Origin of the sequence: Blautia wexlerae DSM 19850 (assembly GCF_025148125.1) — a bacterium.
In the GTDB taxonomy this organism is placed as follows: Bacteria; Bacillota; Clostridia; order Lachnospirales; family Lachnospiraceae; genus Blautia_A; species Blautia_A wexlerae.
In genome coordinates, this window is sequence record NZ_CP102267.1 from 317,976 (window position 1) to 331,816 (window position 13,841).

Annotated in this window: 15 protein-coding genes; 13 read left to right on the forward strand and 2 right to left on the reverse strand. The window is 42.2% G+C overall.

Translation table 11 applies throughout. From position 1 onward, the window contains the following. Positions 1–10: 10 nt before the first annotated feature. Positions 11–424 carry an ATP synthase F1 subunit epsilon gene (atpC, locus tag NQ550_RS01410; protein ID WP_008706997.1) on the forward strand — a complete coding sequence of 138 codons (414 nt, stop codon included), beginning with the start codon at positions 11–13 and terminating at the stop codon, positions 422–424. Positions 425–535: 111 nt separating this feature from the next. Here atpC and NQ550_RS01415 read toward each other — a convergent pair whose 3' ends face one another. Both NQ550_RS01415 and bsh read right to left on the reverse strand, forming a co-directional pair. Further along, the gene (locus NQ550_RS01415) at positions 536–2,047 is read right to left on the reverse strand and encodes an ATP-binding protein (protein WP_008706995.1); all 1,512 of its coding nucleotides are present in this window, start codon (positions 2,045–2,047) and stop codon (positions 536–538) included. Positions 2,048–2,169: 122 nt separating this feature from the next. Next, the gene (bsh, locus tag NQ550_RS01420; protein ID WP_025578551.1) at positions 2,170–3,147 is read right to left on the reverse strand and encodes a choloylglycine hydrolase; all 978 of its coding nucleotides are present in this window, start codon (positions 3,145–3,147) and stop codon (positions 2,170–2,172) included. 350 nt (positions 3,148–3,497) lie between these two features. Between bsh and NQ550_RS01425 the strand changes: the two genes are divergently transcribed. From NQ550_RS01425 to NQ550_RS01480, 12 genes are all read left to right on the forward strand, one after another. Then, positions 3,498–4,058 carry a prepilin peptidase gene (locus NQ550_RS01425; RefSeq protein WP_025578553.1) on the forward strand — a complete coding sequence of 187 codons (561 nt, stop codon included), beginning with the start codon at positions 3,498–3,500 and terminating at the stop codon, positions 4,056–4,058. Next, a complete protein-coding gene (locus tag NQ550_RS01430) occupies positions 4,055–5,080 on the forward strand; it encodes a P-loop NTPase family protein (RefSeq protein ID WP_025578554.1) in 1,026 nt (341 codons plus the stop codon). The genes NQ550_RS01425 and NQ550_RS01430 overlap by 4 nt, the downstream gene beginning before the upstream one ends. 35 nt (positions 5,081–5,115) lie before the next feature. Next, entirely contained in the window at positions 5,116–6,306 is a 1,191-nt protein-coding gene (locus NQ550_RS01435; protein ID WP_008706987.1) for a CpaF family protein, read from the forward strand. Beyond that, positions 6,303–7,076 carry a type II secretion system F family protein gene (locus NQ550_RS01440; protein ID WP_025578556.1) on the forward strand — a complete coding sequence of 258 codons (774 nt, stop codon included), beginning with the start codon at positions 6,303–6,305 and terminating at the stop codon, positions 7,074–7,076. The genes NQ550_RS01435 and NQ550_RS01440 overlap by 4 nt, the downstream gene beginning before the upstream one ends. An 8-nt stretch (positions 7,077–7,084) precedes the next feature. Beyond that, positions 7,085–8,119 (forward strand): type II secretion system F family protein, encoded by a 1,035-nt coding sequence (locus NQ550_RS01445; protein WP_025578558.1) that lies wholly within the window; start codon positions 7,085–7,087, stop codon positions 8,117–8,119. A gap of 60 nt (positions 8,120–8,179) precedes the next feature. Next, positions 8,180–8,380: a Flp1 family type IVb pilin gene (locus tag NQ550_RS01450; protein ID WP_020993262.1), complete on the forward strand. Its 201-nt coding sequence runs from the start codon at positions 8,180–8,182 to the stop codon at positions 8,378–8,380. A gap of 30 nt (positions 8,381–8,410) precedes the next feature. Then, positions 8,411–9,892, forward strand: coding sequence for a DUF5702 domain-containing protein (locus NQ550_RS01455; protein WP_022380465.1), 1,482 nt, complete (start codon positions 8,411–8,413; stop codon positions 9,890–9,892). 24 nt (positions 9,893–9,916) lie between these two features. Continuing rightward, complete coding sequence (locus NQ550_RS01460; RefSeq protein ID WP_025578561.1) at positions 9,917–10,756, forward strand: TadE family protein; 840 nt, start codon at positions 9,917–9,919, stop codon at positions 10,754–10,756. 20 nt (positions 10,757–10,776) lie between these two features. Further along, a complete protein-coding gene (locus NQ550_RS01465) occupies positions 10,777–11,202 on the forward strand; it encodes a prepilin peptidase (protein ID WP_242833577.1) in 426 nt (141 codons plus the stop codon). Then, entirely contained in the window at positions 11,199–11,660 is a 462-nt protein-coding gene (locus tag NQ550_RS01470; RefSeq protein ID WP_025578565.1) for a TadE family protein, read from the forward strand. The genes NQ550_RS01465 and NQ550_RS01470 overlap by 4 nt, the downstream gene beginning before the upstream one ends. A 30-nt stretch (positions 11,661–11,690) precedes the next feature. Further along, positions 11,691–13,160, forward strand: coding sequence for a DUF6382 domain-containing protein (locus NQ550_RS01475; protein WP_172679291.1), 1,470 nt, complete (start codon positions 11,691–11,693; stop codon positions 13,158–13,160). A gap of 84 nt (positions 13,161–13,244) precedes the next feature. Then, positions 13,245–13,835: a rhomboid family intramembrane serine protease gene (locus NQ550_RS01480; protein WP_020993258.1), complete on the forward strand. Its 591-nt coding sequence runs from the start codon at positions 13,245–13,247 to the stop codon at positions 13,833–13,835. The last annotated feature ends 6 nt before the right edge of the window (positions 13,836–13,841 follow it).

Consider the following 13,841-nt stretch of genomic DNA (forward strand, 5'->3'; position numbering starts at 1 on the left):
AGCGGATTTTATGGCAGATACATTTGGTCTTGAGATTTATGCCAGTAATAAGCTGGCGTTTGCAGGACGTGCCAAAACCCTGACAATCCCGGCTGTTGACGGTGAGCAGGCCTTTCTGGCACAGCATGAGAATATTGTTGCTGCTATCATTCCGGGAGAAATGCGTTTCGAGGAAGCTGATGGCACAAAGCATGTTCTGGCTGTGAGCAGTGGGTTTGTGGAGATGATCAATAACCGTGTGAAGCTGTTCTGTCTGACGGCAGAGAGTCCTGAGGAGATTGATATCCGCAGGGCGCAGGAAGCGAAGGAGAGAGCAGAAGAGCAGATGAGACAGAAGCAGAGTATTCAGGAGTATCATATGAATCAGCTGGCTCTGTCCAGAGCTATGGCACGACTTAGGGTTACGAGTCATAAAGAAATTTAAAGAAACAAAATATATCAATAAAAAGCATCTTTGGATGGTCTGATGAAGGCTTTCCGTAGATGCTTTTATTGCTTTGTACCATGTTCTGACTTGTTTCTTAGCTGGTGAAAATTATTTTTGCAGAGTCCATTTTCTGTTTGAATTATTTCCAATTGGAGATACATCAGGTATTTCTTTTAAAATAGCCCGGGTTCGCGGAAGACTTAATCCAATATATTCAGCAATATCACTGGTTTTTGAGATATTGTTTTTAGATAAATACTCTCTGATTTTTTCTATATTTTCCAAAGTTTTTTGGTTTTGTTTTTTATGACAGGATTTATTCGCTTGTTTTTTATCGCTTGTTTTTATCGCTTGTTTTTTATCGCTTGTTTTTATCGCTTGTTTTTTATCGAAGCTAAGAATCAGAAGAGTTCTATCTGGATCAAATTGTTCTTCTATAACTGGTTCAACCCAGCCTTGATCCTCCCATGTGTTAAAAATGTTGGGTACTCCGCTGCCGGCACGCTCGCCGATATTGATCAGATTAAACATTTTCATGAGTACTTTGTTGCGAGGATCAGAAATTCCCCCTTTTTTCATTTGTTGTTTTCCTGTTCTGGAATATCCTGGATTTTCAAATACTATTCTGTCAGCTTCTTTTCGGACTACAATGCCTCGAACACCATAAAAGTCTGCATTTATCAAACAGTTTGCGAGGGCTTCCCTCAATGCTTCATGTACGGGAGTATCATCAATACGGTTTCCATCGATTGTTTTAAAAGGTACCTTGATATCTTTAACAAGTTTATTATATACTCGGAAGTAAAAATCACATATATTACCGGACCATTCACCGGAACTTGACTGTAAGCGATCGGTCCAGCGTATAGTTGGATCCAGAATTTCACGATAATCTAAAAAATATTCAGGGAAATGTCGTACAATGTTATATTCATCTCCAAACATTAGCATTCCTGCAGCTGTTGGATGAAGGCATTTATCAATATTGGAAATGGCAGCAGCTCCTATGCTGCGTAAATATTCAGAATCATTTAAACGGCCAAATGGATGTGCAGGTTTAAGGGCTCGATGTCTGTTGCGATATCCCTGAATGGTTTCATAATTTAGGTCGCTTATTGGAACATCATCCAGTACATCCATATCCATAGTGTTGTCTGTCTGGTCGCGGAGCATGGCTTTCACCTGAAGTTTGGTACAATGATAGTCTCCTTCGTGATTTCTTCGAAATGTTCCGCCAAATATATCATCATTAATATACACAGGTTTTTGTTCTCTGTTTGCCATAGGAACATAAATCACGATGATAGTATCTTCATCCTTCTCATATATCTCTACATCCTGATCAGATAGAAGATTTACGTTGACCTTTTTTCGATTATTGATTGTATCCCAGAAATGTTTTAACAGCTTGTCCCTGTCTGTACTTTTTAAACCTGTAGTTCTCCAGGTTCCATCTTTGTTTTCGGCAACTCCCAGAATAATTACGCCGCCATAACAATTTGCAAAAGCAGAGTAAGTCTCCCATAAAGAAGAAGGAAGGCCGCCATTTGCTTTTTTTACTTCGCGCCGGTTATCTTCTTTATATAAGTTGAACTTTGTAATATCAAAAAAATGTACCATTGTTATTACCTCTTTTTGAAACCAATAATTTGTCTTTATTATACCGTACAGAACTGAAAAATGGCAATGGCTATAATTAAAGAATATTTGTCGAAATTGCCACAGGTATAGAGTGCTTCACATTAATTCTGGAAACAGATATTCTGTTTTGCGAGTACAGGATATCGGATTAGGACTGTTGTATCCAGATTTTCACGATGCATATCGACAGCATTGATCTGATGATTTTCATAGGTGGTATAATAATAAATTCCCTTTGTTGTGTTGCAGCAGGAAGTGTAGAGAGTGATCTCATATTTGCCTTTTGCTACTTCGCAGCAACCACGCTGCTGATCTACGGAGCCGAGGATGTGGAAGAACTGGCTGACGCTTTCGAGTTCGGAGTCGCCGGATCTGGAGTTCATTTTTGTGAAGGCAACTTTGGCAAAGCGGGAGGCGGAGGAAAGGTCTCCCGGGAGGCCGAGGGCGCCCATACCGCGGCTGTAGGATTGGAGTTCTAATCCTGGAGCGAAGGTGTTCTCTGGTTGGCGAGGGGAGAGAGACTGGTAGTTGTTAAGCTGGAACATCTGCTGTGGGAAGGGTGGGTTATTGGTTAGTACCCCTACAGGATTTTCGTAGATATGGAGGCCGTCCTGCATGGATTCGATAACGAGGCAGCCGGAAGCATCTGCGAGGATCCAGTGGAGCTGAGCACATGGGAAGTTCTCACTGAACTGTGTGTTGGTGAGATTCATAGTTGAGAGTCTCTGGCGGGCTTCTTTTAAGGTGGCACACTGGCTGAGAATCCATGGGATGAATTCGAACTGGGCTACGTTTTCTTTGTCCGATACTGGTTCTGCATAGACTGCATTTCCTACGAAATTCAGACCTGCCATGCCGAGACCTTTTTCGTTAATGGCATCATAGTAAAGCGGATAGTCTCCGGCTACATGAGCCATGCCAATGATGGCATAGTGAGAGTTCAGAATTTTGTCAGAATGGCGGAAATGAAATGGGTAGTTTCTTGGAGTGATGGTGATTTCGTCTCCGTAGGAAAATTCATAATCAAGGGTTCTGCCGAAATAGAAATCTTTTGTTTTATAAGTTGCTGCTGTGCACATAGTTATACCTCCTGCTGTAAAGAATATACACCTGTAAAACATATATATTTATAACTGTTTATTAGTAGATTGTTTGCTGTAAGTATAGCACAGTTATATGTTCCTTTATTTTGGAGAATATTACCACAATCTTTTGTTTTTATGCAATATACAGATTTTGCTTTTTGCATAGTTACAGTTTATAAATATTTTAGAAATTCGACAAAAAATAGGACTGGACAAATGGATTGTCCGGTCCTATAATAATACTCACCAGAGTTCTTCTGGTGATTCAATCCCGTCAGTTCGGCGGTTAATTCCACTTTTATTTTTTTAAAATACCAAAGAAGAGACTGACTGTTTCCTATTGTATGAACAGTATCGAAACAGTTGCGAAAAATATAAGACTGGAGGTGATGCAATATGCATTTTTTCACCTTTTTCCTGTAACGGTTGCCGGGACTGCCATGATCATGGATATCCGTACAGCAAAAGTTGATAACGGATGGATTATTTTTTCCATGTCTGTGGGACTGTTTGTCTGTATATGGCAAAAGAATACTACGGGAATTGGATTTTTTATAATGGGAAGCGTAATGCCGTTATTTCTTATGATCCTCTTTGCTTTTGGGATGATAGGTGCCGGAGATATTAAACTATTCTGCGCACTGGGAGGGATAATGGGCTGTGAATCTATCATAAAATGCATCTTTATTTCTTTTCTGACAGGTGCAGGCATTTCGGCCGCACTTCTGATCTTTAACCACAATTTCTGTGAACGTATCCTTTATTTTATTGAATATGTGAAATGTACAGTCAGTACGGGAAAGATTAGTTCCTATCGGAGAAAAAATATTGCTGCTCCTGAAAACTTCCATTTTACGATTCCTGTTTTTATAAGTGTGTTGTTATATGCAGGAGGTATCTATTGAAAAGAAATATTTTTGCAGTATGCGATCTGGAAGTGGATTATGCGCTGAACTTTATGGACTATATGAACCGGAAGAAGAATATTCCCTTTGAGATACAGGCATTTACATCTGTAGAGAACCTGATTGCCTATGGGAAACAAACACATATAGAGTTGCTGTTGATCTCCGGGCGGGCTATGTGCCGGGAAGTCCGGGATCTGGATATCGGGAAGATCATCATTTTGTCGGAAGGGGTACACCCTCCGGAACTTGACCAGTATCCAAGTGTGTATAAATATCAGTCTTCTTCTGATGTTCTCCGGGAAGTGATGGCATGTTATGGCGCCGAAAAAAAGACAGTGGCAGATCAGATTGCTGTATTAAAAAAGACAACAGAAATTATTGGAATATTTTCACCTCTGGGACGTTGTCTGAAAACCTCTTTTGCATTGACACTTGGACAGATACTTGCCAAAGAACGAGCCGTTCTTTATCTGAATATGGAAGAATATTCCGGATTTGAAGAATTGATGGGAAAAGGTTTTGCCCACAATCTGAGTGATCTTCTTTATTATGTGAGACAGGATAACCAGAATCTTCTCTATAAGATGAACAGTATGATACAGACGATCAATAATCTGGATTATGTTCCACCTGTGCAGATGCCGGCAGATATCCGTACAACAGCCTGGCAGGACTGGGAACGGCTTTTTCAGATGCTTATACTTGACAGTTCTTATGAAGTGATTGTGCTGGATATTGGATGTGGGATTGATGAAAATTTCCAGCTGCTGGATATGTGTAAGAAGATTTATATGCCTGTATTGTCTGATGCTGTTTCACAGTGTAAGATTGCGCAGTTTGAGAATCTGGTCCGAATCTGGGATTATCCTCAGATTCTGGAAAAGACGGAAAAGATAAATCCACCGTTTCATATGGCAACCTGTCTGTCATCTGCGTATGTTGAACAGCTGATGTGGAGTGAACTGGGAGATTATGTGCGGAACCTTCTGAGGAAAGAAAGCCAGAAAAAAGAAAATTAAAAAAGTTCCGGAAAGATGCTGTAAAGGGAAAAAGGATGAACAAAGATGTATTTAGAAAGCTGCGGCAGATGCTGATGGAAGAACTGGATCTGTCCAGAGAATTATCGGATAAAGAAATCCTTGATGTAATTGATGAGCTGATTCTGAACCAGATAAAAGATGTCCGTCTTGCGCTGAAAGAAAAGGTACAGCTTCGTCAGGAACTGTTTTATTCTGTCCGCAAACTGGATGTGCTTCAGGAACTGGTGGATGATGAGACAGTGACTGAGATCATGGTAAACGGGCCGGATACCATTTTTGTAGAACGGGCCGGCAAGCTTATGAAATGGCATAAAAGTTTTACTTCTGCTGAGAAACTGGAGGATGTGATCCAGCAGATTGTTGGAAAATGTAATCGTGTGATCAATGAATCCATGCCGATCGTGGATGCAAGGCTGGAAAATGGTTCCAGGGTAAATGCTGTAATTTATCCGGTTGCATTAAATGGTCCGATTCTCACTATAAGGCGTTTTCCTGAACACCCCATTACAATGGAAAAGTTGATCGCACTGGGAAGTATCACACAGGAATGTGCAGAATTTCTGGAGAAGCTTGTGAAGGCCAGATATTCCATGGTCATAGGAGGCGGAACCGGAAGCGGAAAGACTACATTTCTTGCAGCAATGTCGGAATATATCCCCAGGGACGAAAGACTGATCACAATAGAAGATAATGCAGAACTTCGCATCAGGGGAATTGACAATCTGGTCCGGCTGGAAGCAAAGATGGCAAACATGGAAGGAGCAGTTTCCGTTACGATCAGAGATCTGATCAAATCTGCATTACGAATGCGTCCGGACAGAATCATAGTGGGAGAAGTCCGCGGCGGAGAGGCAATGGATATGCTTCAGGCATTGAATACAGGGCATGAAGGGTCGCTGTCTACTGCCCATGCCAATTCTGCCAGGGATATGTTATCCAGACTGGAAACAATGGTTCTGATGGGCGTTGATCTTCCATTGGAAGCAATCAGAAGACAGATTGCTTCCGGAGTGGATATTCTGGTACATCTGGGAAGAATGAGGGATAAATCAAGGAAATTGCTGGAAGTAACTGAGGTGTGCGGCTTTGAAAATGGAGAAATCCGTATCCGGCCGCTGTATCAATGGCAGGAAGGGAAAGGTCTTGTAAAGACAGCATCCCTCCTTCATGTGGAAAAACTGGAAAGAGCGGGGATTGAACTATGAAAGGGAAAGAAAAAGAACAGCTTTATCAGAAACGTAATTATGATCATTATCGTTTTTCTATGAAAGAACTTCTGAAATATATGGTACAGGCACTGGCGTTGTGCATAATGGCAGATTATCTTTTTTACAAAAGTAAATGGGTGTTGCTTCTTATGCTTCCCGTTCCTGTGTTTTATCTGAAATGGCAGAAAAATCGTATGATCAGGGAAAGACGGAAGAATCTGAATTATCAGTTTAAGGATGCACTTACTTCGCTGAGTGTTGCGGTTCAGGCCGGATATTCGGTGGAAAGCGCGGTAAAAACCTGTGTCAGAGATTTGGAGAGACTCTACGGAAAGGGAACGGATATTGTGGAGGAATTTCGCTATATTGAAAGCCAGCAGCATATCAGTGTTCCGCTGGAAGAGCTGTTTCTGGATCTTGGAGAAAGAAGTCAGATAGAAGATATCGAAAATTTTGCCTCTGTATTTTATACAGCCAAGCGTACAGGTGGTGATATGAACCGGGTAATTCAGAAGGTGTCTCGTATGCTTGGAGATAAGATTGACGTTAAAAAAGAGATAGAGGCTACACTGGCAGCAAAGAAGTCAGAACAGATGATCATGAGTCTTATGCCTGTGGGAATTATCCTGTACTTGCAGATGACTTCACCGGGCTTCTTAAGTGTTCTTTATGGAAATCCCTTTGGAATTGCAGCAATGAGTATCTGTCTTGTCATTTATGCTGCGGCATACTGGCTTGGCAGAAGGATTGTAGATATTGAGGTGTGACAGTACAAATGTGGATACATGTTGTCATTTTTGTTATGATCCTGTGTGCACTGACCGGCTGGAAAAAAGGATGGATTCCATCTTCCGGAATCGGAGGGAAGGATGGTATCAGACTTTTTGCGGTAGTAGCGATAGCCGGAAATCTGCTGGGCATGATCCTTACTTTGCAAAACGGTGGACAGGTGTATCCTCAGGGATACCGTCTGGAAAAGGAGGATACAGGATCATATGAGAAGGAATTTATGGTATCCGTTGACGGAGAAGAACCGGTCTCCATGTACATTCAGGTACCGGAGAAGGAACTGGAAGAGCAGGAGGAAGAACCGAAACAGAATAAGAAGCTGACCAGAAAAGAACAGGCACAAAAAAGTATTGCAGAGGCAGTATCCCGGTATAACGAGCAGCGCAGTGATCCGGATTATTATTATCTTCCGGATAAGCTGAATGGAAAAAAGGTAAAATGGGAAAGTCCGGCAGACACTTCCGGAATGCTTCTGACAGGACTGTTTCTTATTGCGGCAATGGCAATTCTTGTGATGAAAGGGAGAGAAGAACAGGTTCAGCTTCAGAAACGGTATGAAGAACTTCTTATGGATTATCCGGGACTGATCATGAAATTTACACTTCTGGTTCAGGCCGGGATGACTGTAAGAAAGGCATTCCAGAAAATTTCTCTGGATTATGGAAGAAAGAGAAAGCGGAATCCAAGACCTGCGTATGAAGAGATACGGATTGTCTGCTATGAGATGGAAAGCGGAGTTTCTGAAAGTGAAGCATACAGAAGATTTGGAGAAAGATGTGGTCAGGCAAAGTATAAAACATTTGCCACGCTTCTTATCCAGAATCTCCAGAAGGGCAGCAGACAGATGGCTGATATGCTTGAAAGAGAATCAACCGAAGCATGGGAAGAACGAAAGAGAAAAGCACGTGTTCTTGGAGAGGCTGCAGCCACAAAACTTCTGGTGCCGATGATCATGATGCTTATTGTCGTTATGGCAATTGTCATGATTCCTGCTTTTATGTCTTTCTACGGAGAAACATGATAAGGTGCTGCAGTAAATTCTGTGCAGCGTAAAGGGTGCTTTTGGATATGGAGGGAAAAAATGGGACAATTGATAAGACAGATAAAAAAGAAAAACGGACTGATACGAAGATTCGCAGAGGAAGAAGACGCTGTAGGTGTTGTGGAGATCATTCTGATTCTTGTAGTCCTGATCGGGCTTGTCATTATTTTCAAAGAGCAGCTGACCGAACTGGTGCAGAGCATTCTTTCAAAGATCGCCAAACAGAGTAATTCTATTTAAGATGAAAAGAGAAGGAGGTGTACTTCCTGTATGAAATATTGCGGAAAGGAAAGAGGAAGCATTACATTATTTCTTGCATTAATACTCAGTCTGCTTTTGTCTCTTGTATGTACAAGTATAGAATCTGTACGTATGGCATCGGCCAGAACCCAAATACTCAACAGTATGGATATCGGACTTTATTCTGTATTTGGACAGTATGACAGGAAACTTCTTGAGGAATATGATCTGTTTGCGCTGGATGGTTCCATGGGAGGCGGGCAGCTTAATCTCGCAAAGATCTGCGATAATCTGGAATCCTATATGAAACCGGTGTTAAAGCAGAACAGTCAGAAACTTGAACTGCATCAGAGCGGACTTACCGGTTACCGGCTTCTGACAGATGAGTGCGGAGAGGTTTTTTATCAGCAGATTGTGCAGTATATGCAGGAAACTCTTGGAAGTCAGGGGGTACAGCTCCTTCTCAACAAAATGTCTGATCGAGAGAGAAAAACAGAAGAGGCGGATCTGAAAGCGAAACAGGCGGAGACAGGAGGCTCCATCGACAGATATGATTCAGAAATGAATCAGGCTTCTCAGAAAAGCCGGCAGGCAGCACAGGAAGCTGAAAACAGGCAGCAACAGGAAGGACAAATATCAACCCAGCCAGCACCGACGCAGCCACAGGCTGACAATCCCATCAGTATTATAAAAAGAATTATGAAAATGGGAATACTGGAGCTGGTTTTGCCACCCGGACGGGAAATTTCCACCCGGACAGTCAGCAAAGACACAATGGTTTCGGGAAGACAGCTGCAACAGGGAATGGAGATGCCGGACGGAGTGACAGCAGATAGCAGTTATACTTCCGGGGTTTTGTTTCAGCAGTATCTGATGAATCATCTGGGAAATTACACAGATCCGTCAAAAGAAAGTCTTGCATATCAGATGGAATATGTTTTTGGAGGAAGAGACAATGATATAGATAACCTTAAATCTGTGGCATCAAAGCTCTTGTTCATCAGAGAAGGCGTAAACTTTGCATGTTTGATGGCAGATAATGTAAAAAGAACAGAGGCACAGGCACTCGCTGCAGCCATTGCGTCGGGATTTCTGGTTCCTCCGGCAGCAGTAGTGATAGAGTCTGCATTGCTTTTATGCTGGGCATTTGCGGAGAGCGTACTGGATGTGAGAGAACTTTTTGCAGGAGGGAAGATTCCCCTTGTAAAAACTTCCGCAGACTGGCAGATTTCGCTGTCTAATCTTTCAAGTCTGATGGAAGGACTGGATTCCATGCGGAAAAACAATGAACATGGATTGTCCTATGAGGATTACCTTCAGGTTCTGATATTGCCTGTTTCAAAGGAAAAGAAAGTGATGAGAGCTATGGATATGATCGAAGATGCGATAAGAAAGAAAGGCAGGGCAAATTTTTATATGGATTCCTGTGTTGTAGCTCTGGAGGCATTTGCGGAGGTAAAAGCAAACAGGAAAAAGGAATTTCAGGTGATACGTCAGTATTGTTATGAATGAATTGCTGAAAAGAGGTGTGAAAAGATGCTTTTACAGAAAGAAAAACAAAGTATTGAAGAAATCGGAAAAAAAGATAAAAAAATTTATGAAAGGAGAAAAGTCTCTCTAAGCAATATTTACGATCTTTTATTCCCCCAAAAGAGTCGAAAATATTTTCGGACAAATGCAAAAGAACATATTGGAGAAGTTTCTTCTGTAAAAGTATCTTTCTGCACCTCTTTTCGGGGAAAGATTAAGAAGGGAAGTCTGGCAGTAGAAACAGCACTTGTACTGCCGCTGTTCTTCCTGGGAATGGTTACGCTGATTTCGTTTATGGATATATATAAACTGCAGACGGAACATCTGACTGCATTGTGTACGAAGGCAAAACAGGCGGGAATGTATGCGTATCTTCCGGGTGGGGACAGTGTTGATGATATTACGCTGCCGGATATCTACACGTATAAACCCTTTGGTGGACTGATACCTCTTCCGGATGTTGGAGTTTATAACCATGTAAAAGTCCATGCATGGACAGGAACCGAATTTCCTGACAATGGAGGAGAGCAGGGAGAAACAGAACCGATGGTTTATGTAACTGCCTCGGGCAGTGTGTACCATAAAAATCCGGGCTGCAGCTATCTGAATGTTTCATTAAAACAAATTCCCGGAAGTTCCGCAAAATCTGCATCCAATAAGTACGGGGAGCATTATTCAGCCTGTGAAATCTGCAGCAGGAATCAGAATCCGGCAGGAGTGGTATATGTTACGGAACAGGGAAACAGATACCATAATCTGGAGTCCTGCAGTGGGCTGAAACGTTCGGTAAGACTGGTAAAAGCTTCCTCTGTTTCGGAAATGGGAGCATGTAGCAGGTGTGGCTGAATTTTGCCGGAGAGATGTATATGGAGATGAATGGCGTAAAAGAAATATGTATACTTGGATTTCTGGGAATAAATTCATGGATAGATATCAGAAAAAAGCAGGTTTCTCTTCTGCTGATCATAATATTTGCAGTCTGCGGAACTGTGTGGACAATATATAGCAGAAGAAATGTTCCGGAGGTTCTTATGTGCGTGGGGACAGGTTTTCTCTTTGTGCTGATCAGCATCCTTACAGAAGGTACTATGGGAATGGGCGATGGCTGGCTGCTTATGGCACTGGGGACAGTGCTGTACCCGGAAGAATTTTTTTCAACACTTTTTATAGGAATGATCTGCAGTGCAGTATGGTCCGGCATCATGATGATGGGATTTTGCAGAAAGGGAAGTACGGAAATACCGTTTGTGCCATTTCTGCTGGCAGGATATCTGGGAGGATTTTTGATATGAAAGATAATTTTTGTATAACAAATGAATACAGTATAATTCGTAAGGGAAGTTTTACAATCGAGACTGCCTGTGTCATGCCGTTGATTCTGCTGGTGTTGATGGGACTTATCTATCTGAGCTTTTTTGTACATAACAGGGCATGGCTGACAGCGGCAGCTTATGAATCGGCAGTAAGCGGGAGCATGGAAGGGATTAAGAAAAACGGAGAAATATATGATACTGCAAGGATGCGCAGTGAGGAGCTGGGGAGTATTGGCTTTTTCGGGGCGGAGAATTTAGGTACCCAGACAAATGTGGGAAAAGAAGTGCAGGTAACCTATGACCTGGACACGATCTCGTCGTATGGCAATCTGAGCTGGCATTTGAGGACAGAAGGGAAATCCGCAGTGATAAATCCGGTGAAACATATCCGCAGACTGCGGGCGGCGCAGGCGGTACTGAGAGAAATGGGGGAATAGAATAGTATGCGGACAGAATATAAGAGGGATATGAATCATAATTATCTCATTGTCTATGGTGAGAATGAGATCAATACAGATTCCTATCAGGTAAGGATGCTTGCGGGAAATGTGATTCCCTCTCTTCTGAAGTGCAGGATACAGGGGATGGATGGCAGATTTCTTATCTATTTTGATATTACTTCGAAACAGGCGGTGAATGTGCTGTATGAAGAAAAGAAGATGGGAGTTGAAGATCTCAGGCTTATTTTCGGTGGTTTTGTAAAGGCTATGGAAGATGCGGCGGAATATCTGATCAATCCCGGACAGTTTATAATGTCGCCGGAATATATTTATACAGATATTGAAAAAAGACAGATTTATTTCTGTATGATGCCCGGATATGAGAAGGATATTAAAGAACAGTTTCAGCTTCTGACAGAATATATTCTGCCGAAAATAGACCATCAGGATCAGGATGCGGTAATCCTTGGATATGGAGTATATAAAAGAGCAATGGAAGACAGTTTTCATCTGGAGCATATTAAAGAAGAATTATATAAAACTCAGAGTTCAGATGTAAATGGGGAGAAGAAAGAAAAAATAAATGCAAAAAAGACAGAGCAGGAGATGGAGTTTGCAGAAGAAGAGACTTTCCCGGAAGATAATGAAAACCGGAATGAATTTGTAAGAGAAGGAGAAGATTCAAAAGAACCCGGCCGACTGAACCCGGTCGGTGTTATTGTGCCGGCTGCTGTTCTGATCTGTGGACTGGCAGCTGCTATCCTGAAGGGATATCTGCCACATGTGGAAATGGAAACCATACTTGGTGTAATTGTTATAGCTATAGCGGGTATCATGCTGGGCCTGCGTATTATAAAGACAAAAAAAGTTTTGCATCTCCCGGAACAGACGTATGCATCAGGAGAAACAGTGAGACACATAGAAAAAATAAGAAATATGCCATCATGGAATAAAACAGAAAAGAAAACATCAGGGAAAAAATCAGGATGGAAAGAAGCAGAAGGAAAAGCGTCAGAGCAGAAATGGGAGGACAGATTATATGAAAACCTGTCCCAGACAGTGGAGAGAAATCAGCAAACAAATCAGAGTCAGCCGGTGAATGGGCAGAAAATGTCAGACTGTGGACAAAAAACTTCCGAATCATCCCGGATACATATGGACTATGGTGAAACAGTAGTACTATCTGCCGGAACAGTAAGCGGACCTGCAAGTCTGGTGAGCAAAGAACCGGGAGAACTGGCGACCATTTATCTCAATGAAGATCTGACTGTGATCGGAAAGTTGGAAACTGCCTGTGATGCGGTGATCAGCCTGCCTACCGTAAGCCGTATCCATGCAAAAATACGAAAAAAAGAAGAAAACTATTTCCTTAGTGATATGAATTCCAGAAACGGAACGTCTGTAAATGGAAGATTACTTCGTCCGGATGAGGAATATCAGCTTGAACCGGAAGATGAAGTGGATTTTGCACAGGCAAGATATATATTTCTGGAATAAATGTTTTTACAAAATACAGGAGGTCTGCTACAATTAGTAATGGTACATTGTTTTTGAGATAAAGAAACAGAAAAGAGGTAAAACTTGGAAGAACTGAAAAAGGCACCGGTTACAGTGCTTCTCATTCTGGCGAATATTCTTGTTTTTACTGCAGTGGAATTTACCGGAGGATCAGAGGATACCATGCATATGCTTCAGTGCGGAGCGGCATATACTCCCGCCATTATGCAGGGAGAATACTATAGGATCTTTACAAGTATGTTCCTTCATTTTGGACCGCAGCATCTTGGAAATAACATGCTGGTACTGTTTGTGCTTGGAGGCAGACTGGAGCGTACAGTTGGAAAACTGAAATATCTGCTGATCTATCTTCTGGGAGGAATGGGTGGAAATCTGCTGTGTCTGTTCCTGGAACTGGACAGTGCGGATTTTGCAGTTTCGGCAGGTGCATCCGGTGCAGTGTTTGCTGTGATGGGTGCAATGATCTATGCTGTGATCAGGGGCAGAGGTCATATTGAAGATCTTTCTGCCAGACAGGTAGTGATCATGGCTGCTTTTTCGCTTTATTTTGGTTTTACAAGCGAAGGGGTGGACAATGCGGCACATGTAGGCGGTCTTATCTGTGGATTCCTGCTTGCAGTTCTGCTTTATCACCCTTCGCAGCGTGCAGGATAACCGACC

Excerpts from the sequence above, each read along its gene's own strand:
- atpC (WP_008706997.1), top strand. The coding sequence starts at position 11 with ATGGCAGATACATTTGGTCTTGAGATTTATGCCAGTAATAAGCTGGCG.
- NQ550_RS01415 (WP_008706995.1), bottom strand. The coding sequence starts at position 2,047 with ATGGTACATTTTTTTGATATTACAAAGTTCAACTTATATAAAGAAGAT.
- bsh (WP_025578551.1), bottom strand. The coding sequence starts at position 3,147 with ATGTGCACAGCAGCAACTTATAAAACAAAAGATTTCTATTTCGGCAGA.
- NQ550_RS01425 (WP_025578553.1), top strand. The coding sequence starts at position 3,498 with ATGAACAGTATCGAAACAGTTGCGAAAAATATAAGACTGGAGGTGATG.
- NQ550_RS01435 (WP_008706987.1), top strand. The coding sequence starts at position 5,116 with ATGAACAAAGATGTATTTAGAAAGCTGCGGCAGATGCTGATGGAAGAA.
- NQ550_RS01440 (WP_025578556.1), top strand. The coding sequence starts at position 6,303 with ATGAAAGGGAAAGAAAAAGAACAGCTTTATCAGAAACGTAATTATGAT.
- NQ550_RS01445 (WP_025578558.1), top strand. The coding sequence starts at position 7,085 with ATGTGGATACATGTTGTCATTTTTGTTATGATCCTGTGTGCACTGACC.
- NQ550_RS01450 (WP_020993262.1), top strand. The coding sequence starts at position 8,180 with ATGGGACAATTGATAAGACAGATAAAAAAGAAAAACGGACTGATACGA.
- NQ550_RS01455 (WP_022380465.1), top strand. The coding sequence starts at position 8,411 with ATGAAATATTGCGGAAAGGAAAGAGGAAGCATTACATTATTTCTTGCA.
- NQ550_RS01460 (WP_025578561.1), top strand. The coding sequence starts at position 9,917 with ATGCTTTTACAGAAAGAAAAACAAAGTATTGAAGAAATCGGAAAAAAA.
- NQ550_RS01465 (WP_242833577.1), top strand. The coding sequence starts at position 10,777 with ATGGAGATGAATGGCGTAAAAGAAATATGTATACTTGGATTTCTGGGA.
- NQ550_RS01470 (WP_025578565.1), top strand. The coding sequence starts at position 11,199 with ATGAAAGATAATTTTTGTATAACAAATGAATACAGTATAATTCGTAAG.
- NQ550_RS01475 (WP_172679291.1), top strand. The coding sequence starts at position 11,691 with ATGAATCATAATTATCTCATTGTCTATGGTGAGAATGAGATCAATACA.